Origin of the sequence: Pseudomonas sp. W2Jun17 (genome assembly GCF_023127795.1) — a bacterium.
In the GTDB taxonomy this organism is placed as follows: domain Bacteria; phylum Pseudomonadota; class Gammaproteobacteria; order Pseudomonadales; family Pseudomonadaceae; genus Aquipseudomonas; species Aquipseudomonas synxantha_A.
The window spans coordinates 265,136-286,178 of record NZ_SPKO01000029.1 but is presented as its reverse complement, the minus strand read 5'-3'; the positions used below and the strand labels follow the sequence as shown (position 1 = coordinate 286,178).

The following is a 21,043-nucleotide window of genomic DNA, read 5'->3' as shown; positions in this document are numbered from 1 at the left end:
CCGGCAGCGAAGTGTTTGACGACCAGGTGATGTGCGAGCAGGACCTGCCGCACCTACCGGCGTTCGCCAAGCAGTGCCGCCAGGTTGAGGCGAAGGCGGGAGAGCTGGGGCGCAAGGCTGAGCAGTTGATGAAGGACGCCCGGCCGAATTTGAAATCCATCGCCTGAATTACAGGCACAAAAAAGCCGACGGTCGAGGTCGGCTTCTTCTACAGCGGTAAGCGAGAGAAATCATGCCAAACATTGTTCCGATACACAACCCTCGGGGGTTCACCCGAATGGACAACCAGATGATGGATGGCTTGATGGCCATCGATTTGTCGGCGCGCGAGATGAAGATCGTTTTGTACGTGGCCAAGGCCACCTTGAACTTCAGCACGGGTGCCCATCGCATCCCGGCGGTCGATATCGCTAAGGCAACCCACATCCACCCCGACACGGTGTCGAAGGCAATCTCCGGCCTGCTGCGCCGTCGCGTGCTGTATCGAGAGGGGGGGGCACGCGGTGATATCGGCGTTTGCGACCCAAAAGAGTGGATCTTCGTCGTAGAGCCGAAACAGACCGTATCGTCTGATTCGGCTCAAGTGGTCCGAATCGGCTCAGCCGCGAAACAGACCAAAACCTACGACTCCCTTCTTTATACAAAGAAAGAACCCCTATTAACTCTTTCTACGAAAGAGATTAATCCGCCCCAGGAGCCAGCCGAACCTCCAAAGCTTGATCGCAAGGCTCCGTTCGGCATGGCCCAACTGCTGGCCGACAACCCGCACAACGTACCTGAGCAACTTCTGGCCGACTGGCTGACCCAGCGCAAGACCAAGCGCGCAGCGGTGACCGCCACCGTCTGGTCAACCGTGAACGCCGAGTTGGCCAAGTGCGCCGAGGCTGGTATCACCGCAGACGTTGCAATCACTGAAGCGCTCAATTCTGGCTGGCAGGGCTTCAAGGCGTCTTGGGTGATTAAGCGTTTGGCGGAGTCCGCACCGGTGCCGGCCCCTCAGTCGCGCCACACCGGATTTGCTGAACGCAACTACACCGATGGCCTGATCCAGCTTGAGGATGGTTCCTATGCGATCTGAGCCAATTCCCCCAGCGCCTGAACTACCGCCGGGCACCCGCGTCCAGCCCGCTGAGTGCGAGACCCACGGCCAGTACGAACAGAAGGTCTTCCCAGTACTCGGCAAAGAGCTGAGAAGTGGTTGCCCTGAGTGCAGCCGGATCATTCGCGAGAAGGCTGAAGCTGCTGAGCTGGCTAACAAGGCGATGGAGCTACGCATGGCCATGGAGCGAAAGCTCGGCGCCGCGCTGATCCCAAAACGCTTCGCCAGCAAGACCCTGGACGGGTACGTTGCTACCAGCGCCGAGCAGCGAAAAGCGCTGAACACCTGCCGCCGGTATGCCGCTGAGTTCGCGCAGATCGCCGAATCGGGCCGCTGCCTGCTCCTGCTGGGCAAGCCCGGTACCGGCAAGACACACCTGTCTGTCGCCATCGCCAACGAGATCATGGCCAAGTCCAGCGCAACTGCGGTGTACCGAACCATCGGCGCCGTCCTTCAGTCAATTCGTGCCACCTACGACCACTCCAGTGACCAGAGCGAAAGCCAAATCCTGTCGAGCCTGATCAGCCCCTCGCTGCTCATCTTGGACGAGATCGGCGTCAGCAAAGAAAAGCCCAGCGACTTCGAGCTGACCACGCTTTTCGCAATCATCAACGGTCGGTACGAGCAAATGCGCCCGACTGTGGTCGTCTCCAACCTTGATGCGAAGACGCTGCCAGATGCACTCGGTGAGCGCTGCATTGATCGGTTGCGGGAGGGCGGGGTAATCGTCATCCCGTTCGAGTGGGAATCGCAGCGCGGCAAGGAGGGGGTCTGACATGACCAAGCCGGCAAAGCCTCGCCCAATGCCTGTGTACCTGGTGCTGCGCCGCCTGGTCGATCCAGCCACGGGCAAGGAGGTGGCCGCGTTCGTGCCGTCCTCCGACGCCGACCGATCGATCCTGCGCGAGCGTGAATTCAAGATGAACGCGAAGGTCCGTGCCGACCTCAAGCAGCCACGTAATCCACGGTTCAATGGCTTGGTCCATGGCCTGGGCCGAGTGTTGAGCCAGAACATCGATCGGTTCTCCGGCAAGCAGTCACACGACGCCATCAAGGCGTTGCAACTGGAGTCTGGCGTGTACTGCGACGAGGAACTGTTCGACATTCCCGGCCTGGGCCAGCTCACCCGCAAGACACCCCGCAGCCTTTCCTACGATTCGATGGGGGAGGAGACATTCCAAGATTTTTGGCGCCAGTGCTGTGCGTACCTGGTACTGCATGACTGGCCGACGCTCACGGAAGAGCGCCTGACCGAAATGGCAGAGTTCGAAGCATTCAAGGAGGCCGCATGAGGCGCACCCCATTACAACGCAAAACCCCGCTCACGTCCGGTAGTCCACGCCGCAAACGCTGCCCTGAGTGCCGAGTGATGTTCACGCCTGCCCGCGGCTCGCAGGCTGTGTGCGGCGAGATCGAGTGCGCCATCTCCTACGGCAAGTCAGAGAAGGGCCAGGCGAGCGCCAAGAAGGCCCTGGCGGATGTTGGTCGCCACGACATCAAGGTCCGCAAGGAGAAGCTGAAGAGTAGGGCGGACCACCTCAAAGACACGCAGCAGGCATTCAATGCATGGATACGGGCGCGTGATGCTGGTCAGCCATGCATCAGCTGCGGCCGCCACCATGAAGGTCAGTATCACGCAGGCCATTACCGCACTGTAGGAGCGAACCCAGAGCTGAGGTTTGAACCGCTCAACGCCTGGAAGCAGTGCGCCCCGTGCAATAACCACCTCTCAGGAAACCTCATCAATTACAGAATCTCGCTCCTACAGAGAATTGGCGAGGAAAAGGTGGCATGGCTTGAAGGCCCTCATGAGGCCAAGAAATACACCGTGGAAGAGCTGAAGGCGATGACCGCCGAATACCGGGCAAAGACCAAAGAACTCAAGAAGGGGCAGGCAGCATGAAACTGATCAACGCAAGGCAGGTATGGACCGAAGCTCAGCATGAATCGAACGCGTCGATCAGCGCTGTAGCAATTGACCGGGCAGAGTCGGCACCGGTGAAGACTGGAGGGCGCATCGGCAAGCGTGACGCCCAGTTCCCAGCCATGGGTACCGAGAAAGGGGAGGAGGCCGGACGCTTCTCCGTGCCTGGGCAGCGGATCAGCATCAGCGAAACCAGGCGCACCTCCGCGGGCAAGTCCACGGCCCGCGCTGCACACCTGGCCACCATTGGTAAAGTCCTGCGCGCCATCGGCACCCTGCCATTCCAGGTGCAACAGTTCGGGCACTATCTGTACCACCCCTGCATGACCATGGTTCACGTGCTGAACGCCGAGAAGCTGATCTGGAACGACGTGGACCTCTCTGCGCTGAGCGATGCCAAAGCAGCGAAAGCGCACTGCATGATCACTATGGCGTTGCAGTCCTACAAGCTGGAGGCGCATGGCGGGGCTCAATGGGGGCCGGCTCGTGTAGCAGAGGGAATGCTCAAGATCTATGGCGTGCATATCGAGCCCAAGCACTGGGATAGGGACTGGAAGGATGTTTGGGACTTCCTGCGAACAGCCATAAAAGAAGTGGATGATCAGGCACAAGAGCCTATTTGGCAGGTGATTTGCGCGGAGAAAGAAGAAAGTGCAGCGTAATATGTTGACATGGTGGGGTTTTGCGGGTACTTTTCCCATAGTGCACAAGTAACGCGAAACGCACACGCAACTCTGAGCCCGGCCTATGAGCCGGGTTTTTGTTGACAAAGTGCCACCATTGAAGAAGATAGCGCCTCAACTTTAACTAAGGATGGGGTGTCGTTGTGCCAATGGTAAAAAACGTTGAGAAGAAGATCTGGGACATTCAAGAGTTTGATGTGCGGTTTAAGACCTTGGATGGAAAGGACGTTCGGGGCGACAAAAAGGATATGCCGCAGTACCAGCGTAAAAATAAGTCAAAAAACGACATGACTGTCTCCGAGTGGAAGAGTGGGTTCAAGAAAATTTACCCTGGATATGATGTCGATGTTCTTGATGCAGCTGGGGAAGCTGTCCATGGCTCCAAAAAGCTTGGAACTGTAAGGGACACCTATAACGAAACCGACGAGTGAGGCGCGGTATCTAGCGACGTCCGGATTTAGCTTAAGAGTCAGCCAACTGTTTTACATGAGCCTCGCCATTGTGCGGGGCTTTTTCGTTTTCAGCCCCGCCACACCCTTCGCTCTGAGCAGGGAGTGCCGCCGGGGCTGACCTATTACTGGCGAAGGCCATTTTCTTCATGGAGTGACGATGGATCCTACTGACCTCGGCCCAGGCACAGCTACCTGGCTGGGCGGTAGCGCCACCGTAGTGCTGGGCGGCTTGCTATGGCTGCGCCGGTTCCTCTCCAAGGACGCAACCGACCGCGCCATGGATAGTGCTGATATCGGCACGCTTAAAAGACTAAACGAACTGCTGAACCAGGAACGAGCTGCCCGCAAAGAGGCCGAGGCCCGCGCCGATCAGTTCGCGAAAGAGCGGAATGACCTGGCCGCCGCCGTTGGGCGTATGGAAGGCAAGATCGAAGCGCTGACCAGCCAGGTCGCCCAACTCACTGACCGCGTGACGCAACAGAGCGACGAGATCACTTGCCTGCGTACCAAGCTGGGAGGTATCGCCTGATGGACAGATGTGCATTGGAGTTTATCGCGCGCCGCTGGTGGCGACGGACCGAGGTCTGGGCCATTGCTGTTGTGCTGGTTGGTGGTGGGGCAGTCCTGGGTTACCAAGCCGCCTACTGGTCACTCGCTGAGAAGCAGAGCAACCAGGTTCAGGACATTCGCCGTGCATACGACGCAGCGATGATTGAGCGTGACCGGCTGCTGGAAGAGTTGACCCGCAAGACCGGCACCGCCGCAGAGAAGGCATCAAAGGCAGCAACCACCGCCGCCCAGGCTGCCGACAAGGCTGATGAGGCCCTGAATCGGGTAGCGCAGTAATCCGCGCCACGTTTTCGAATGCGCCAAATCGTGGCGCGAGGTTTTGCAGATGAGCAACGTCACCCGGCTGCGCCACGCACTGCCAATGAGTCCGGGCATAAACGCAGCGGTAAGCGCTCTCGACAAGGCCATTGCCGACGCTGTAGATGCCGCCAAGGAAGCCGGTCTGCCCCAAGGCCTGATCGTTGGACTGCTCCACGGTCACGCCCATGCACAGACACACCAGATGGTGACGCAATGACCGCGACCATCCATGACATCGCTGAGCAGCGCCCGCACCTTATGGTGGTAGCCAGTGATGGTGCTCACGTAATCCCGCACGCCCTGGTTCAATCTGTGATCGCTGGCGACAAGCCGTCCTCAATCCTAACTGAGCCCGTGGTGCAGCGGATCATTGAAGAGTGGCTGCAGCAGGTGACCAAATGACCATCAAGGTTCTGGAGTTCAAGCGGGAGGACTGGCGCGATGCTGCCAAGACCTTGCGCAAGATCGCCGACGACCTGGACGCGGGTGAGCATCCTGAATGCACCGTAGGCGCCTTGACGCTGATCGGTGCAAAGGGAGAGGTGACCGTGTTCGGCCTCGGTCCGAAGTGCGACGACTTGCAATGCCTGGGTGCGATGCGCCTGGGTGAGCAGAAGCTGATTGACGTACTTCTGGAAGGCGGGGCGGGGTAGGTGTGCCGCAAGTGAGTGCGGCACGAGTGGATCACTTTACTTTCAATGCTGCCTGAATCAGATCTGCGTAAGCTGAGAGCCTTCCTAATTCTTCTTGCACAATTGCATGGCGCTCCGGCGAGTTTGAGACTTTAGCTTGGATCAACACCAAAGCAGCAGCCACTGCGGCTTCGCGGGCATCAGCCGTGGTTTCGCTGCCGTAACCATCCCGTGCGCGTAGGTTTTTGAAGAATTCAGACATATTTGTTGCCTCTGGAGATTTAACTTCACCAATACCGGCAACGCGCCACTATTTCAATCCCGCCTTTAGGCTTACCTGAGACAATTTATGACAACCAAGCAACCCGACTGGGAGGCAATCGAACGTGCCTACCGGGCGGGCCTGCTTTCCATCCGAGAGATCGCCTCTACTCAAGGCATAACCCATGGCGCCATCAACAAGCGCGCCAAGCGGGATGGATGGGGGCGAGACCTCAAGGCGAAGATCCAGGCTAAGGCTGATTCGCTGGTATCCAAACGCACGGTATCCACTGAGGTATCCACCAAACAGGCGGATACCGAAAGAGAGATCATCGAGGTAAACGCTGAGGTCATCGCCAATGTGCGGATGGCTCACCGTGGCGATATCTCGCGCGGCCGCCGGCTCACGAACAAACTGCTGGATGAACTGGAAGGCCTGACAGATAACCGTGAGCTGTTCGAGGAGCTGGGCGAGCTGATGCGCGACCCGGACGACAACGGCTTCGATAAGCGCAACGAACTGTATGGCAAGGTGATCAGCCTGCCTGGCCGCTCCAAGGCGATGAAGGAAATGGCCGAGACGCTGAAGACCCTGATCTCCCTGGAGCGCCAGGCCTACGACCTCGACACCAAATCTGGCGGCAGTGACGCCGACGCGCTCTCGAAACTGATGGACGATCTATCGAAGGAAGCCTGACATGAAGCCCGAGCACTTGAAGCTGCTCCGGGATAAGCGCTGGCGGTTGAACAACCTCTACTTCATCACGGACAAGCAGGGCAAGAAGGTCCGCTTCCGGATGACGGATGAGCAGATCGAATACTTCGACGGGATGCACACTCGGAACATCATTCTGAAGGCCCGGCAGCTCGGCTTCACAACAGAGTGCTGCATCATCCAGCTCGACGCGGCCCTGTTCGAGTCCGCCAAGTGCGCCCTGATCGCTCACACCCTGAACGACGCAAAGCGCCTGTTCCGGGAGAAGGTCAAATATGCCTACGACAACCTTCCTGCTGAGATACGCGCTGCCAACCCTGCTTCTAACGATGCTGCTGGTGAGCTTGTGTTTAGCAAGGGCGGATCGCTCTACGTGTCCACGTCCTTCCGGGGCGGGACTCTACGGTATCTGCACGTATCCGAGTTCGGGAAGATCTGCGCCAAGTTTCCGCACAAGGCGCGGGAGATCGTCACCGGCGCCTTCGAGGCCGTCGCCACCGATTGCTTTGTCACGATTGAATCGACGGCGGAGGGCCGGGCGGGCTACTTCTTCGATTACTCGCAGAGCGCGGAACGGCAGCAACTGGCCGGTGCACCGCTCGGCAAGCTGGATTGGAAGTTTTTCTTCTTCTCCTGGTGGAAGAACAAGGCCTACTGGCTTGACCCGACTGACGTTGTCCTCCCGCAGCGCCTGACCGACTACTTCAACGAGCTGTTCGCGAAGCACGGCATTGACACGAACCCAGGCCAGCGAGCCTGGTACGCCGCCAAGGAGAAGACTCTTGGCGACGACATGAAGCGGGAATACCCGTCACTGCCGGCGGAAGCCTTTCAGCAGTCGATCGAGGGCGCCTACTATGCCAAGCAGTTCACCAAGCTGTATGGCGCGCAGAGGATCGGCCCGCTACCGGACAACAGTCATCTGCCGGTCCACACGATTTGGGATATCGGCGTCGGCGACTCCACGGCCATCTGGTTCGTTCGGATCGTCGGCGAGGAATACCACGTCATCGATTTCTACGAGAACAGCGGCGAAGGCCTGCGGCACTACATGAAGGTGCTCAAGGATCGCAAATACACGTATGGCGATCACTGGGGCCCGCACGACATCGACAACCGCGAATTCGGCAGCGACGGCAAGACCCGGCGCGAACTGGCCCGTGAGGGCTACGAGATCGACGGACATAAATACAGCCTCAAGTTCAGCGTTGTTCCAAAGCTCGGCATCGACGAAGGCATTGAGCAGGTTCGGGAGATCCTTCCGGCCTGTGCCTTCGATGAGTCCAAGTGCGAGCTGGGTATTTCCTGTCTGGAGAACTACCGAAAGGAGTGGGACGACAAGCGGGGCTGCTGGAAAGACAAACCACTTCACGACTGGTCATCGCACGGCGCGGACGCCTTCCGCTACTTCGCCGTCTCGATGGGCCGACGCAAACGCACAGGCGGAACACGCCGAATTGGAGGCTTGGCCTGATGCCAGTGCAATCGACAAACCCCGACTACGACGCGCACATCGCCGAGTGGGAGATGATGGACGACGCGCTCGAGGGCGAGTGCGCCGTGAAGCGCAATGAGCGCAATCTGCCAAAGCCGAGCGGCATGGTTGAGGCTGAAAAGCTCGACGGCGTCGGCAACAAGTACCTGTATCAGAACTACACCAATCGGGCTCAGTACGAGCACTGGGTGCGCGACTCGCTGCGCTCGATGATGGGCCTGGTCTCCAGGCTTATCCCTGAGATTGAGCTGCCTTCCGGTCTGAAGGGGTTGGAGGACAACGCTACGGCGGATGGCTTCGGCCTGAAGCAATTGTTCTTCCGCATGGTGCGCCAGGCCATTTCCCACGGCCGGGTGCCGCTGGTGGTGAACATTGATGAGAGCGGCGAGCCGTATTTCTCCACGTACGCCACCCGCAACGCGATTAACTGGGATACCGCTGATCAAGGTGGCCGGCAAGACCTGGTGCTTTCGGTGTTCCGCGAGTTCCGCAAGAAAGGCGGGGATCGCTACAGCCATGATTGCGACACGGTGTTCCGAGAGTTCTTCATGCAGGGCGACGTTTGCCACACTGCTGTGCGTAATGAGGGCGGTGAGCTCGTCGAGGATGAGAAACCACTGGGCACAACAGGTACGGACAACCGCCTGGTCAAAGGCCTGTCGTACTTGCCGGTGATCTACTGCGGATCGACCGACAACTCGCCGGACGTCGACGAGGTACCGTTGCTGACCATGGCACGGGCCGCGCTGAAGTCCTACCAGTTGAGCGCTGACTACTTCACGTCGTTGCACTACACCAGCCATCCACAGCCGTGGGTAGCAGGGATGGATGATGTGGAGCTGAGCGTCACCGGCCCATCCGCTGCTTGGGATCTTGGTCCGACGGGCTCCTGCGGCTACCTTGAGTTTCAGGGCGCCGGCATCGAAGCTGTCCGCAAGGCAATGGATGACCAAAAGAACGCCGCGCTTGAAGCCGGCGCCAAGGTCATGGACGTGGGCGGCACTGAGTCGGGGGAGGCCCGGAAGACGCGCCAGAACGACCAGCACGCCACGTTGCACAGCATCGTCATCACTGTGGCCGAGGCGGTGGAGCAGGGCCTTCGATACGCCGCCGAGTGGAAGGGCTACGACCCCAAGCAGGTCAAGTTCAAGGTTAACCCTGAGTTCGTTACCCCGGTGGTCGACGCCCAGGTGCTCGCTGAGCTGCTGAAAGGCGTGATGGCCGGCACGATCAGCGCCGACACCTACTGGCAGTACCTCACCACCGGCAAGTTGCCGGAGCGCCCATACGAAGACGAAGCCGAACTGATCAGCGATGAGCGCGAGTCGGCCGGCATCAACTTGGACAAAGACGATGCCATCGACAAACCTGGTGCAGGCGGACAGCCAACTGCTGGAGCAGACGACGCGCCACTCGGTAATGCTGGAGCGACTTAAGGCCGGCGAGGTCAAGAAGTTCGAGAAGTACCTGCGCCAGATCGACAAGCTGGTGCGGGATCAACTCACCCGCAAGGAACTGACCACCTACAGCCGGGACCGCCTTGAGCAGTTCCTGGCCCGGGTCGACGGCAAGCTGCTGGAGATATACAAGGCCTACGGCGACCTGGTGCAGGCCGATCTGGTCGATATCGCGCTGTACGAGGCGAGCTTTGAGGCCAAAAGCCTGAGCAATGCACTGTCCATCGACGCGGTGGTGCCGACCAACACGGTCATCCGTGCGGCGGTGTTCTCCTATCCGCTTCAGGTAAAGGGCATCGACGGCGGCAAGCTGTTGAAGAGCTTCGTCAGCGGCTGGACGCGGACCGAGACGATGCGCGTCACGAACACGATCCGGCTGGGCTTCGGCCAGGGTCAGGCCAATTCCCAGATCATCCAGGCGATTCGCGGCACCGCGGCGCAGAACTTCACGGACGGCGTCCTGGCGGTGAGCAACCGCAATGCTGCCGCCGTGGTGCAGACGGCAATCCAGCACGTAGCCACCACGGCACGAATGGAGACGCTAAAGGCCAACAGCGACGTGGTGCTGGGCTATCGCTGGGTGTCGACGCTCGACCGCAAGACCTCGCAGCAATGTAAGGGCCTGGATGGGATGCGTTTCGACCTGGGCAAAGGCCCGCTGCCGCCGGCGCACATCAACTGCCGGTCAACTACGGTGCCGACCACCAGGCTTTCGGAGATGTTCGCGAAGGACGCCACGCGCGCCTCGGTGGGCGATAACGGCGGGGCCCAGGTCGACGCTGGCCTGAATTATTACGAGTGGCTAGCAACGCAACCGGCGAGCTTCCAGGATCATGCCCTCGGCCCGGTCCGGGGCAAGTTGTTCCGCGATGGAGGGCTGACGCCGGAGAAGTTCGCCAAGCTGCAGCTCGACAAGTCGTTCAAGCCGCTGACCCTGGCGCAGCTTAAGGACGCCGAACCTGACATGTTCACCCGAGCAGGCGTTACACTCGGCGCTCAACCAGGTTGAGATAGCACATGCAGATCATCGTTGAGGACGGGAAGGGCAGGCCAGACGCGAATAGCTTCGTGCCGCTGGAGAAGCTGACCTTCTACCGCGACTACTACGGGTTCCGGATACCTGAAGCTGAGGCTGACCAAGTCGAACTGCTGCTGCACGCTGCGGCCGACATCAACGGCCGCCAGTGGAAAGGGCGCAGGGCCAACCCTGACCAAGCAATGGCTTGGCCCCGGCGTGACTGCAAAATCGAATACCAGACGCTGTCCGAGACGCTCGTGCCTTTTGAGCTTGAGTGGGGCCAGGTGCGGCTGGCGGTCGAGCTGTACGCCGCAGAGCAGGGCTTTCAGATCGAAGAGCCGACCCACTGCACTGAGCCGAATGGCCGGCGCACTCGACTCAATCGTGATACGCCTGGGCTGCGCATGCGTCCGCCACCATACGCGCCGAGTAGGACGCAGTTTGCTGATTTTCTGCTGATGCGCGGGCTGAGTGTCGCGAAGTAGCGTGGCTGCAGTGACTTGTTATTTGGTATAACGCCACCTTTAAATGGAGGCGTCATGAAGTGGATTACAGTGGCATGTTGCTCAGTAGCGTTCCTGATAATCGGAGGGTTTGCCGGACTTACTATGGGAATAAATCTTCATCCTGAGTCTACTGTTAGATTTGTTCCGAACTGGGGGAGTCTAGGGGATTGGGTTGCTGGTATTGCTGCAGTGCTGACATTCGGAGCGGCTTGCTTCGCGATGACTACCTGGAGAGTTCAGGAGCGTAATCGGCTTGTGCTTTTGTGGAAAGCTGACCTCGTAGATTATGCATTTACGTTGCCTTATTTGAAGGAGCGACTTGTTTACTCTGACGACAAGGATCTGGTAGATAAAATTGCAGCTAAATTTTACTGCTGTGTCAAAAGTTATATGTTAATGATTGAGTATGCCACTCCCGAAAAGGCTGAGTTCTACAAGCTGATATGGAGCGAGGCTTTCCATGCTCATAATGGATACGTAACAGGCGAGATCGAACGGTCCGTCACTAAGGAAGCTTTTACCAAGGCTTACCTAAATCAGTTCATTTAGTTGAGATCATTCACACCAAACCGCCCAATGGGCGGTTTTTTTATGCCTGCAAAGCGGGCCGACCAGACCCAAGGGGTGCACGAAGTGGCAGACGAAAACCAGATTGATCTTGAAGACCCGGCAGTTAAATCCGCGATCGCCGAAGCGGTGGAAGCGGCCACCCTGGGCCTCAAGAACAAAAACACCGAGCTGCTTGGCTCGCTCCGGACCACCAAAACTGAACTGGACGGTTTCAAGTCCCAGTTCGAAGGCCTGGACATCGCCGCCGTCAAAGGGCTGCTGACCAAGGTTGGCCAGGATGAAGAAACCAAGCTCATCGCTGAAGGCAAGCTGGACGAGGTGATTACCCGCCGTACCGAGCGCCTGCGCACCGATTACGACACAAAGTTGGCCGCCGAGAAGGCCCGCGCCGACAAGGCCGAAGCCTTCGCTGCCAAGTACAGCGACAAGGTGCTGGCAGATTCCATCCGCGCTGCCGCCATTAAGGCCGGCGCACTACCTGAGGCTGCAGAGGACATCATCCTGCGCGCCCGGGGCACTTTCAAACTCAGTGAAGACGGCGAGGCGATTGCCACCGACCGTGACGGCGAGGTCGTTTACGGGAAGGACGGGAAAACCCCGCTGTCGCCGCTCGAATGGGCGGAATCTCTGCGTGAAACAGCAACACACCTGTGGCCAAGGGCTCAGGGTGCCGGGCAGACCGGCGACAACGGTGGCAAGGCCACGAAAAAGTGGGGTGAGTACACGGAAACCGAACGCGCTGCGATCGCCCGTGACAATCCTGATCTCTTCAAGAAAATCCAGGCCACCAAAGGAACCTAATCCATGGCAACTACCCAACTGACCGACATCTTCGTCGGCGACTACTACGCCTCGCTGGCGCCGGTTAACAGCCCAGAAAAGACCGCTGTGTATGAGTCGGGCATCGTGACCCGCTCGCCTGTTCTGGACGCTATCGCTTCCGGCAGCCAAGGCACCGCCGAGATCAGCTACTGGCAGGATCTCAACGCTGATGAAGCCCCGAACATCAGCAACGATGACCCGAACGATCAAGGCGAAGTCGGTAAGGTCACCCAGGACAGCATGCGTGCCCGCGTTCTGTACCTCAACAAAGGTTATGGCGTTGCCGACCTGACCGCTGAGCTGGCCAACACCGAGCCTCAGCAGCAGATCCGCAACCGCTTCGGCACCTACTGGACCCGCCAGTGGCAGCGTTACACCCTGGGCGCGGCTCGCGGCATCATTGCCTCGAACATCGCCAACAACGGCGGTGACATGGTCATCGACGCCGGTGCGACCATCAGTGCGAATGCCTTCCAGGATGCCGCGTTTACCGCCGGCGATGCCGCTGACCAGTTCGGTGCGATCGGCGTGCACTCGGTGGTGATGAACCAGATGGTCAAGCAGGACCTCATCGAGTATCTGCGTGACTCCGACGGCAAGATCATCCTGGCCACCTACCTCGGCAAGCCAGTGTTCATGGACGATGCCCTGGTGTATGGCGCGGGCAAGTACCTGTCCGTGTTCTTCGGCCAGGGCGCTTTCGGTTACGGCGAAGGCACGCCGAAGGTGCCGGTAGAGCTGGAGCGTAAGCCTGGCGGCGGTAACGGTGGTGGTGCCGAAGTGCTGTGGGAGCGGAAGACCTACATCCTCCAGCCTGCCGGCTTCAGCTGGAAGGGTTCCGAAGCTCAGAACCTCAGCCCAACCGCGACTCAGTACGCCTCCGCAGGCAACTGGGAGCGTGTGTTCAGCCGCAAGCAAGTCCCGTTCGCCGCTGTCATCAGCGGTACCACCACGCCGTAATCCGGCCCACACAACCTGGCGTCTTTATGGGCGCCGGGGTGTTTTTGAGGTGACTCATGAAAGTGATCTACACGGACAAGCCGGGCAAAGAGCGCGGCGTGTGCTACCGCCTGCTGAGCGAATTCTTCGGTGTCATCGGCGCCGCTACCGAGGTGGTGGTCGATGGCGATGCCCCGGACATCTACGACGCCTACCAAGCGGCCGGCATTAAGGTGTCCGACGGCAAGGAGCCAGAGAGCAAAGAAACCGACCCTCTGAAAATGAAGGTCCCCGAGCTGAAAGAATGGCTGACCGAGAAGGGCATTGCCTTCGACCCGTCCGCCAAGAAAGAAGACCTGCAGGCCCTGGTGCCAGCGGAATAAGGACAAGCACATGACTGACTTCATCACCGTTGCCGATGTTGATGCCTCGCTGGGTCCTGACTGGGCTGGCACCGGTGATCCGGTCCTTGCCGTAGCCATGGCCAACGCCTGGCTCACGGCCAAGATTAAGCGGGTTGTTCCTGATCCGGTTCCGGGCGAGATCAAAACAGCCGGCGCCCAGGCCGCCAAAGAGGCGGCGGCGGGCAAGCTGTACACGTCCACGCAGAAGGAAGTGCAGAGCAAGACGGTATCGGCGCAGTCCGGCACGTCGGTGAGCAAGACCTACGTGGCAGGCTCTACCGATCAGTCGGCGGGCGTGAACTTCGCGTTGGCCTTGCTGGAACCGTGGATCAAGCGTTCCGGCGTGATGATGCTGAGGAGGATCTGAAGCCCATCAATTGCGCCAGCCTTGTTTCAGCTCCTCATCGAACCATTGCTCGGCATCGTACGAGGCTCCCATGGTGCTCCTGAAATCCAAATATTGGCCATGACCATGTTCTTTCAGCCAACTGACGAACACACCAAATGACGGGTGCCAATTTGCTGGCCTTTCTTGCGTCTCCGCCCATTCATGAACTAGGCGCCGAATCGCAATTTTGCATTCTGGTCTTTTCATTAACAGCTCCTTTGTGAGTTAGGGAGTATTGCATATGGGCATGCGCGAAGAGATCCAGGCCGAACTGGCCGAGTCGTTCGATGATCCTGATGGGCTGGCTGACGCTGTCAAGCCGGTGACGGGGGTACGCAAGGTTGCAGGCGAATATGACCCAGACCTGGGCGGCGAAACGCCGGATACCACCGTGACGTACGCGGGGCGCGGTGTTCTGGGCAGCTATCTTTCCAAGGAAATCGACGGCTCCCTCATCCAGACCACCGACAAAAAGCTTCTGGTGCTGCAAAACGAGCTGTTCGTGTCAGAGGGTGGCGTGTCGACGACGGTGCCGGCAGCGCCGGTCATTGGCGACATCATCAACGGGTTGCGGGTGATGAATGTATCCGCTGATCCGGCAGACGCAACGTGGACGGCCCAGCTGAGGAAATGACATGGCGAATAAGTACGCGAACATGAACGGCAGCTTTGCCGAGAACATTCGTGACTTCGCTGAGCGGGCCCAGGCTGGTATCGATGCAACCATCCGAGAGATCGTTATCGAGATCGGAAGCAGCGTTATCCGCATGTCACCGGTGGGCAATCCTGAAATATGGGCCGCGAACGTAGCTCACCGCCAGACCAACACCCGCGCAGCCGACGACTATGACTTCAAGGTCGCAGTGCGCAACACGATCATCAACCTGAACGAATCAAACTTCACCAAGGCCGGTAAGCTGCGGCGCGGGGTCAAGTACGCAAAGCCCCTGACAAAGACCGAGCGCGACGAGAACTTCAATGTGAATGGCCTGGTGGCGGGCAAGGATTACGTCGGTGGGCGGTTTCGGGGGAACTGGCAGTTTTCCATCGGTACGCCGGCGGAGGGCACGCTTGACCAGGTTGACCCGGCTGGTGGTGTGACGCTGGCCAAGCTGCGACTACAGGTCCAGGCACTTACGGCCGGCGAGACAGCCTACATCGTCAACAACCTCCCGTACGCAATCCCGCTTGAGTACGGACACTCGACCCAAGCACCCGGCGGCATGGTCCGAATCACTCTGGCCCGATTCCAGCAGATCGTCGACGAAGCCACAAGGAACAACCAGGTATGAGCCACGCCATTATTGCTTCGATCTATGAGGCCAAGCTGATTGCCTGGAGCAAGGCCCGGACGGTACCCATCAAGGTCGTGTTCGAAAATACTCAGTACGACCCGGCGGATGCTGAGACCTATCTGCGGGCGTTCATGCTCCCGGGCGACACCGCTAGCAATACGCTTGCTGGCGACCACCGCGCTTTCATCGGCGTCTACCAGGTCAGCATCGTGGCCCCGGCCGGCACCGGCAAGACCAAGACGAACCCACTTGTGGCTGAGTTGACCACGCTATTCCCGCTTTATGCGCGAGACACAAAGGCAGGCCTCACTGTCGTTACTATGTCGCCAGTTGATACTGGTCCGGGCATTCCTGATCCGCCCACATATACCGTGCCGGTGTCGTTCGAGTATCGAGCCGACATCGGCACCTGAATACGCCCGTTGGGCAAACCCCGAAACCCGCCTCTGCGCGGGTTTTGTCATTTCTGAAAAGAGGAAACACCCATGGCCGGCATCCAAATGCCCAACGGCGCTACCTTCGAGATTGCAGCCACCTACGGCCCCGCGATCCCATTCAGCGCCTTGACGAACGCCAATCCAGCCGTCGCTACCGCTGCAGCGCATGGCCTGGCCGAAGGCGATGTCATCGCCGTCAACTCCGGCTGGACTCGCCTTGAAGGGCGAGGCGTTCGTGTCGGCGAGATCGCCAGCGGCACTTTCGCGCTGGAAAATGTGAATACCGTCAACGTTCAGCAGTATCCGGCCGGCTCGGGCATTGGCTCAGTGCGGGAGGTGACCGGTTTCACTGAGATTTCGCAAATCACCGAGCTGAACTCCAGCGGCGGCGATCAGCAGTTTCTGACCTTTGGTTTCCTGGCCGACGACGATGATCGTCAGATGCCGACCACCAAAAATCCGATCACGCTGACCATCACCGTCGCCGATGATCCTTCCAAGCCCTATGTGGAGGTCTGCGAGGCCGCCGATGACGACAAGCAAGCGCGCCTGCTCCGACTCAACCTTCCTGGCGGCAGCAGCATCATCTACAACGGCTACGTGTCGATCACCTCGACGCCGACCATGTCCCGCAACAACTTGATGACACGTGTCATCAGCATCGCCCTGACCGGTCGTCCAACCCGCTACGCGGCCACGGTGTAATCCATGGCCAAGTTCAAATTGATCCAGAAGCCGACCTTCAAGGCGCCGGTGATGATCCAGCGCGCGGGCTACAACGCTGAAAAGGTTGAGTTTGAGTTCAAGTACCTGGACCGCACCGCGCTTGCCGAGCTGTATACCGGCTGGAACGAGCGGCACGACGAGCTGAGCAAGCTGGTCGGCGACATGGACCTCAAGGCTTTCACCGCTGCCCAGATCGCCCTGCAAGCAGACCAGCTGATGGACGTAGTGGTGGGCTGGGATATCGAAGAGGAATTCACGCCTGAAAACGTGCGCATCCTCGTTAACTCGATCAACTCGGCGCCCAAGGCAGTGCTGAACGCGTACGCCGAGGCCTTCAGCGAAGCCCGCTTGGGAAACTCCTAAGCGCCTCGCGCGCACTGTATGAGCCAGGGCCGTCAGATGCAGATCTGATGGCCTTCGGTTTATCGCGCCAGGACATCCCCGACAGGGAAGTCGGAATCTGGCCGGACAACTGGGAGGCCTTCAAAGTCTTCGAGGCCATGAGCACCCAGTGGCGCACAGGCGCGTGCGGCGCAACAGGCATGGACTACAGCGTTCTCTCCGGTGTGATTCGGATGTGCGGCGTACCGATCAGCCAGCGACAAACCATTTTCAGCGACTTCCGGCGGATGGAGGCTGAAGCCCTGCAGGTGATGGCGGAACAGAGAGAAAACAAATGAGCACCAATTTCGCTTCCCTGGGTATTGCGGTCGAGTCGTCCCAGGCCGCAAAGGCTGCTGATGATCTGGATAAACTGGTCGATTCCGCTGAAGGCGCCCAGAAGGCCATTGATGACTTGGGCAAAACAGGCGAAGGCCTGGCCAACACCGGTAAAAAGGTTTCCCAGGCAGAAGCGGAGATTGCGCAAGGCATCGATAAATCGACGGCGGCAAGGGACCGTCAAGCCGGGGCAAGTCGCAAAGCAACTGACAGCGCAGTAGCGGAAATCTCCGTCATCAGTCAGCTCGACAAGGCGATGACGGGCAATATCTCAAGCATGGAGTCACTGGTTCAGGCCGAAGGTTTGCTGGAGCGCGCCCGCAAGGGCGGCTTGGTCACCATCGAGGAGCAGGCGAAGTACCAGGATCACCTGGGTAAGGCCTACGACAAGATTGAAAAAGCGGAAGCCAAAGAGCTGGTCCAGAAGCAAAAGCTGATCGAGGCTGAGAATCGCCAGATTGAGGCACTGAAGCGCACCGTCAACGGTATTGATCCAGTGACCGCCAAGTTGGCGAAGCTGGAGGCGCAGGAGAAGGCGCTAAACGACCTGCATAAAACGGGTCAGATCGACGCCGATCGTTACAACGAAGCCTTGGCCAAGATCGGTAAGGATAGGGCGGGGCTCACCGAGGCGGCCGGTGCATTCGACAAACTGAAGCTCGGCACCCGCCAGGCTCAGGAAAACGTAATGCAGCTCGTCAACGCCATTCAGGCTGGCGACCTGGGTAGCGGGGCGCGAGCCATTGCTCAATTGGGCGCCGGCGCTGGTGTGTCAGCGAAAAGCCTTGCAGGGATGCTGATCCCGGCCGGCCTTTTGGTCGCTGTAATTGGGTCGCTGGGCTACGCCTACTTCGATGCGATGAAGCAGGCGCGCGAGTTCAATGCCGCGATCAATGGCGGTACGAATGGTGCTGGGCAGACCATCGCCAGCCTGAAGGACATGGCCGACGGCGCCGGGCGCGTCACCGGCAACCTGTCCGGCGCGCGCGAGGCAGTCGTTTCGCTTGCATCTGGAGCAGCTACCAGCAGTACGCAGATGCGTAATCTGGCTGAAGCTGCTGCGGCTGTGAGTGAAGTAACCGGGCAGGGCGCTGGCGAACTTGCCAAGTCCTTTGCCAGCGCTGGCGATACAGCAACTGAAGCCGCCAGCAAGATCAGCAGTCAGTACGGATTGCTCACCCTTGAGCAGTACCAGGTGATCAAGGGGCTGGATGACCAGGGCGACAGCCAGCGTGCCCTGGATGTGCTCAGCGAAGATTTGAATCAGGCCGCCTTGACGCGCCTGAACACCTACCGCGAGTCGTTATCCGACGTAGAGCGCGATTGGGACAACATCAAGAACGCCATCAAGGGCGCTTACGCCGAAGTCCGGTCGGAGATATTCCCAGACCTGGCAAAGCAGATCGAGATCACTCAGCGAGTGCTGGATACGCGCAAGGGCGGCGGGTTTGCGGGGGCTATCTCTAACGGGCTGAGTTCTTTGAACTCGGCTCTTGGTCTGGGCACCGGTGAGCATGACGACTCAAATGAAGCGCTTGAGAAAAAACTTGCTGAACTCAGGGCCAGACAGACGGCAAGCGCTAATCTGGCAATCGCCACGGGCGAAAACACCGACGCGAACCAGAAGGCCATTGAGGCTCAGAAAGCGCTGGATGCTCAGCTCGACAATATCAATCCGCTGAACAAGCGTAAGGCGGCTCAGGACAAGCTGAATCAGCAGTTCAGAACGTTGTACGAGAACGCTGAGAAAACAGGTCAGAAGTCCCCGCTGCTCAACGGTGTCAATTATGACGGCGGTAAGTTCTCTGGCGGGGCCTACGACACTCTCCTGAAAGGGATTCAGGACAAGAATAAAGACCCGAAGGCAGCCGGCACGCAGGTCGACCTTACGGGCTTCAACAACGCCAAGAACGACCTGGCGGCGATCACCGACACCTACAAAAACTACCAGAAGGAACTGGAAGCGGCGCAGAAGGCAGGACTGCTGTCCGAGGAAGACTATCTGCAGCGGCGCCAGGCGCTGATCGGCAACCAGCTCGACCAGACGACGGCAGCCTATGAGTCCGAGATTTCGGCGCTGGAGGCCGCGAAGGGCAAGAAAACTACTTCAGCAGCGCAAAGTATCCAGCTTGACCAGAAGATCGCTGACGCGCGCGCAGGGATGGTCAAGGCGCAGAAAGACGCTGACAGCCAGCTTGAAGTGCTGGCGACCAATGAGACCGGGCGTCTGGCAAAGCAAGAGCGGGCGATCAGCTCCTACGTGTAAGCATTTGGTCAGCAACAGCGCGCCCTGGAGCTCGCTGGGCAGCGTGCCGTATTGGGCGTGGGGCAGGGTGACCGCCAAAATGCACTTAACGGTGAGTTGAACAGCCAGCAAGACCGGTTTGCTCAGCAGTCGCTGGACCTGGAAAACCAACGCTCCGATCCTTCTCGGTACATGTCGGACGAAGAGTTCGCCCGCAAGTCGCAAGCTCTCGCAGATGCGAATAAGAAGGCTACCGACCAAATCCGGCAGAACTACGCGGATGTGGAGGCAGCCCAAGGCGACTGGACGAAGGGCGCGACATCGGCCTGGGCCAACTACCTGGATTCGGCGCAGAACGTAGCAGGGCAGACCAAGAGTCTATTCGGCAATGCGTTCAGCTCCATGGAAGATGCAGTAGTCAACTTCGCCACGACTGGCAAGTTCTCGTTCGCTGACTTCACGAAGTCGGTTCTCGCGGACATGGCGCGCATTGCTACCCGGCAAGCAGCCTCCGGGCTTCTCGGCTCACTTGTAGGGCTCGGTATATCTGCCGCTGGCTCGTACTTTGGCGGCGGGGCTACCACGTCAGCAGGCTCGACAGCGGCAGGGTACAGCCCTGATGTATTGGCGGGCTGGTCTGGCGTTACCCAGGCCAATGGCGGCGCCTGGTCGGGCGGTGTGCAAATGTTCGCCGACGGGGGCGCCTTCACCAACACCATCGTCAGCAAACCCACCGCATTCGGTATGTCCAACGGCAAAACCGGGATCGCTGGCGAGGCGGGGCCGGAGGCGATCATGCCGCTGACACGGACGTCCAGCGGAAAGCTTGGCGTAATAGCAATGGGTGGCGGCGGGGCCGGCAGTACGCAGATCAACGTCGAGGTGCACATCGATGGCGACGGTAACGCCTCATCGAGTGCGGATACACCTGGCTATGACCTCTTCGGCAAAGAACTGGCCGCGTTCGTTGAGCAGAAGTATCAGCAGATGCGCAACAAGGACATGGGCCAGGGCGGCGTCATCAACAAAGCAATCAAGGGGCGCTGATGGCAATCGAACGATTTACGTGGGCAACAGAGAAGGGCGCGGAGGGTGAAATAACTCAGCGTGTCCGGACCAAGCAGTTTGGCGATGGGTACACCCAGTCGGTGGAGGACGGAATCAACAACCGGTCGCAGTCTTGGCCGGTGACCTTTACCGGGCTCAAGCCCCGCATCAAGGACATCATGGCTTTCCTCGATCGACACAAAGGGGCAAGGGGCTTCCTATGGGAGCCACCCTTGGGAGATCTGGGTCTCTACAAGTGCAACGGCTATAAGCCGGTGCACCGCGGCGGCCAGGTCTACGCCATCACCGCCACCTTGGAACAAACCTTTCATCCCTGA

At 59.2% G+C, this 21,043-nt stretch carries 30 protein-coding genes and 1 pseudogene; 29 read left to right on the top strand and 2 right to left on the bottom strand.

Translation table 11 applies throughout. The features are described 5' to 3' along the window. The first annotated feature begins 232 nt into the window (after positions 1-232). From E4O98_RS18470 to E4O98_RS18420, 11 genes are all read left to right on the top strand, one after another. Positions 233-1,078 (top strand): replication protein, encoded by an 846-nt coding sequence (locus E4O98_RS18470; protein ID WP_282445145.1) that lies wholly within the window; start codon positions 233-235, stop codon positions 1,076-1,078. Continuing rightward, positions 1,068-1,874 (top strand): ATP-binding protein, encoded by an 807-nt coding sequence (locus E4O98_RS18465; protein WP_248135871.1) that lies wholly within the window; start codon positions 1,068-1,070, stop codon positions 1,872-1,874. The genes E4O98_RS18470 and E4O98_RS18465 overlap by 11 nt, the downstream gene beginning before the upstream one ends. Before the next feature lies 1 nt (position 1,875). After that, entirely contained in the window at positions 1,876-2,391 is a 516-nt protein-coding gene (locus E4O98_RS18460; RefSeq protein WP_248135867.1) for a hypothetical protein, read from the top strand. Then, on the top strand, positions 2,388-3,002 hold the full coding sequence (locus E4O98_RS18455) for a recombination protein NinG (protein ID WP_248135865.1): 615 nt from the start codon (positions 2,388-2,390) through the stop codon (positions 3,000-3,002). The genes E4O98_RS18460 and E4O98_RS18455 overlap by 4 nt, the downstream gene beginning before the upstream one ends. Then, positions 2,999-3,685: a hypothetical protein gene (locus E4O98_RS18450; RefSeq protein WP_248135863.1), complete on the top strand. Its 687-nt coding sequence runs from the start codon at positions 2,999-3,001 to the stop codon at positions 3,683-3,685. The genes E4O98_RS18455 and E4O98_RS18450 overlap by 4 nt, the downstream gene beginning before the upstream one ends. A gap of 164 nt (positions 3,686-3,849) precedes the next feature. Then, entirely contained in the window at positions 3,850-4,137 is a 288-nt protein-coding gene (locus E4O98_RS18445) for a hypothetical protein (RefSeq protein WP_248135861.1), read from the top strand. Positions 4,138-4,315: 178 nt separating this feature from the next. Continuing rightward, the gene (locus E4O98_RS18440; RefSeq protein WP_248135860.1) at positions 4,316-4,687 is read left to right on the top strand and encodes a chemotaxis protein; all 372 of its coding nucleotides are present in this window, start codon (positions 4,316-4,318) and stop codon (positions 4,685-4,687) included. Next, positions 4,687-5,004: a hypothetical protein gene (locus tag E4O98_RS18435; protein ID WP_248135859.1), complete on the top strand. Its 318-nt coding sequence runs from the start codon at positions 4,687-4,689 to the stop codon at positions 5,002-5,004. Before E4O98_RS18440 ends, E4O98_RS18435 begins: the two co-directional genes overlap by 1 nt. A gap of 49 nt (positions 5,005-5,053) precedes the next feature. Next, positions 5,054-5,245 (top strand): hypothetical protein, encoded by a 192-nt coding sequence (locus E4O98_RS18430; RefSeq protein ID WP_248135858.1) that lies wholly within the window; start codon positions 5,054-5,056, stop codon positions 5,243-5,245. Next, complete coding sequence (locus tag E4O98_RS18425) at positions 5,242-5,430, top strand: hypothetical protein (protein ID WP_248135857.1); 189 nt, start codon at positions 5,242-5,244, stop codon at positions 5,428-5,430. The genes E4O98_RS18430 and E4O98_RS18425 overlap by 4 nt, the downstream gene beginning before the upstream one ends. Beyond that, positions 5,427-5,681 carry a hypothetical protein gene (locus tag E4O98_RS18420; RefSeq protein WP_248135856.1) on the top strand — a complete coding sequence of 85 codons (255 nt, stop codon included), beginning with the start codon at positions 5,427-5,429 and terminating at the stop codon, positions 5,679-5,681. Before E4O98_RS18425 ends, E4O98_RS18420 begins: the two co-directional genes overlap by 4 nt. A gap of 31 nt (positions 5,682-5,712) precedes the next feature. Here the strand turns inward: E4O98_RS18420 and E4O98_RS18415 are convergent, their stop codons facing one another. Continuing rightward, positions 5,713-5,922, bottom strand: coding sequence for a hypothetical protein (locus E4O98_RS18415; protein ID WP_248135855.1), 210 nt, complete (start codon positions 5,920-5,922; stop codon positions 5,713-5,715). A gap of 87 nt (positions 5,923-6,009) precedes the next feature. Between E4O98_RS18415 and E4O98_RS18410 the strand changes: the two genes are divergently transcribed. The 10 genes from E4O98_RS18410 (at position 6,010) to E4O98_RS18365 (ending at position 14,214) form a co-directional block, all read left to right on the top strand. Continuing rightward, positions 6,010-6,618, top strand: a complete 609-nt coding sequence (locus E4O98_RS18410; RefSeq protein ID WP_248135854.1) for a hypothetical protein — start codon at positions 6,010-6,012, stop codon at positions 6,616-6,618. 1 nt (position 6,619) lies between these two features. Beyond that, positions 6,620-8,110, top strand: coding sequence for a terminase (locus E4O98_RS18405; RefSeq protein ID WP_228308538.1), 1,491 nt, complete (start codon positions 6,620-6,622; stop codon positions 8,108-8,110). Continuing rightward, positions 8,110-9,567 (top strand): DUF4055 domain-containing protein, encoded by a 1,458-nt coding sequence (locus E4O98_RS18400; RefSeq protein ID WP_248135853.1) that lies wholly within the window; start codon positions 8,110-8,112, stop codon positions 9,565-9,567. Before E4O98_RS18405 ends, E4O98_RS18400 begins: the two co-directional genes overlap by 1 nt. Then, positions 9,503-10,597, top strand: a complete 1,095-nt coding sequence (locus tag E4O98_RS18395) for a minor capsid protein (RefSeq protein WP_248135968.1) — start codon at positions 9,503-9,505, stop codon at positions 10,595-10,597. The genes E4O98_RS18400 and E4O98_RS18395 overlap by 65 nt, the downstream gene beginning before the upstream one ends. An 8-nt stretch (positions 10,598-10,605) precedes the next feature. After that, a complete protein-coding gene (locus tag E4O98_RS18390; RefSeq protein ID WP_248135852.1) occupies positions 10,606-11,091 on the top strand; it encodes a DnaT-like ssDNA-binding protein in 486 nt (161 codons plus the stop codon). A 54-nt stretch (positions 11,092-11,145) separates the two neighbouring features. After that, positions 11,146-11,661 carry a hypothetical protein gene (locus E4O98_RS18385; RefSeq protein WP_248135851.1) on the top strand — a complete coding sequence of 172 codons (516 nt, stop codon included), beginning with the start codon at positions 11,146-11,148 and terminating at the stop codon, positions 11,659-11,661. Positions 11,662-11,745: 84 nt separating this feature from the next. Next, on the top strand, positions 11,746-12,483 hold the full coding sequence (locus tag E4O98_RS18380) for a hypothetical protein (protein ID WP_248135850.1): 738 nt from the start codon (positions 11,746-11,748) through the stop codon (positions 12,481-12,483). Positions 12,484-12,486: 3 nt separating this feature from the next. Further along, complete coding sequence (locus E4O98_RS18375; RefSeq protein ID WP_248135849.1) at positions 12,487-13,464, top strand: phage coat protein; 978 nt, start codon at positions 12,487-12,489, stop codon at positions 13,462-13,464. A 56-nt stretch (positions 13,465-13,520) separates the two neighbouring features. After that, positions 13,521-13,826, top strand: coding sequence for a HeH/LEM domain-containing protein (locus E4O98_RS18370; RefSeq protein WP_248135848.1), 306 nt, complete (start codon positions 13,521-13,523; stop codon positions 13,824-13,826). A 10-nt stretch (positions 13,827-13,836) separates the two neighbouring features. Continuing rightward, positions 13,837-14,214 carry a hypothetical protein gene (locus E4O98_RS18365; RefSeq protein WP_248135847.1) on the top strand — a complete coding sequence of 126 codons (378 nt, stop codon included), beginning with the start codon at positions 13,837-13,839 and terminating at the stop codon, positions 14,212-14,214. 6 nt (positions 14,215-14,220) lie between these two features. On the opposite strand, the gene E4O98_RS18360 is transcribed toward E4O98_RS18365, so the two are convergent. After that, complete coding sequence (locus tag E4O98_RS18360; protein ID WP_248135846.1) at positions 14,221-14,442, bottom strand: hypothetical protein; 222 nt, start codon at positions 14,440-14,442, stop codon at positions 14,221-14,223. Between the two features lie 34 nt (positions 14,443-14,476). Here E4O98_RS18360 and E4O98_RS18355 point away from each other — a divergent pair, with 34 nt between their 5' ends. The 8 genes and pseudogenes from E4O98_RS18355 to E4O98_RS18320 all read left to right on the top strand — a co-directional run bounded on the left by E4O98_RS18355 (position 14,477) and on the right by E4O98_RS18320 (position 21,043). Next, positions 14,477-14,869 (top strand): hypothetical protein, encoded by a 393-nt coding sequence (locus tag E4O98_RS18355; RefSeq protein ID WP_248135845.1) that lies wholly within the window; start codon positions 14,477-14,479, stop codon positions 14,867-14,869. Position 14,870: 1 nt separating this feature from the next. Next, positions 14,871-15,527, top strand: coding sequence for a hypothetical protein (locus E4O98_RS18350; RefSeq protein ID WP_248135844.1), 657 nt, complete (start codon positions 14,871-14,873; stop codon positions 15,525-15,527). Next, positions 15,524-15,943: a phage tail terminator-like protein gene (locus E4O98_RS18345; RefSeq protein WP_228308528.1), complete on the top strand. Its 420-nt coding sequence runs from the start codon at positions 15,524-15,526 to the stop codon at positions 15,941-15,943. The genes E4O98_RS18350 and E4O98_RS18345 overlap by 4 nt, the downstream gene beginning before the upstream one ends. A 72-nt stretch (positions 15,944-16,015) precedes the next feature. After that, the gene (locus E4O98_RS18340) at positions 16,016-16,672 is read left to right on the top strand and encodes a phage tail protein (RefSeq protein ID WP_248135843.1); all 657 of its coding nucleotides are present in this window, start codon (positions 16,016-16,018) and stop codon (positions 16,670-16,672) included. Between the two features lie 3 nt (positions 16,673-16,675). Then, positions 16,676-17,056, top strand: coding sequence for a phage tail assembly chaperone (locus E4O98_RS18335; RefSeq protein WP_248135842.1), 381 nt, complete (start codon positions 16,676-16,678; stop codon positions 17,054-17,056). A gap of 47 nt (positions 17,057-17,103) precedes the next feature. Continuing rightward, complete coding sequence (locus E4O98_RS18330; protein ID WP_103734558.1) at positions 17,104-17,373, top strand: DUF1799 domain-containing protein; 270 nt, start codon at positions 17,104-17,106, stop codon at positions 17,371-17,373. Beyond that, a pseudogene (locus E4O98_RS18325) lies at positions 17,370-20,705 on the top strand (phage tail tape measure protein). Before E4O98_RS18330 ends, E4O98_RS18325 begins: the two are co-directional and overlap by 4 nt. Further along, positions 20,705-21,043 carry a phage tail protein gene (locus E4O98_RS18320; RefSeq protein WP_248135841.1) on the top strand — a complete coding sequence of 113 codons (339 nt, stop codon included), beginning with the start codon at positions 20,705-20,707 and terminating at the stop codon, positions 21,041-21,043. The pseudogene E4O98_RS18325 and the gene E4O98_RS18320 overlap by 1 nt, the downstream one beginning before the upstream one ends.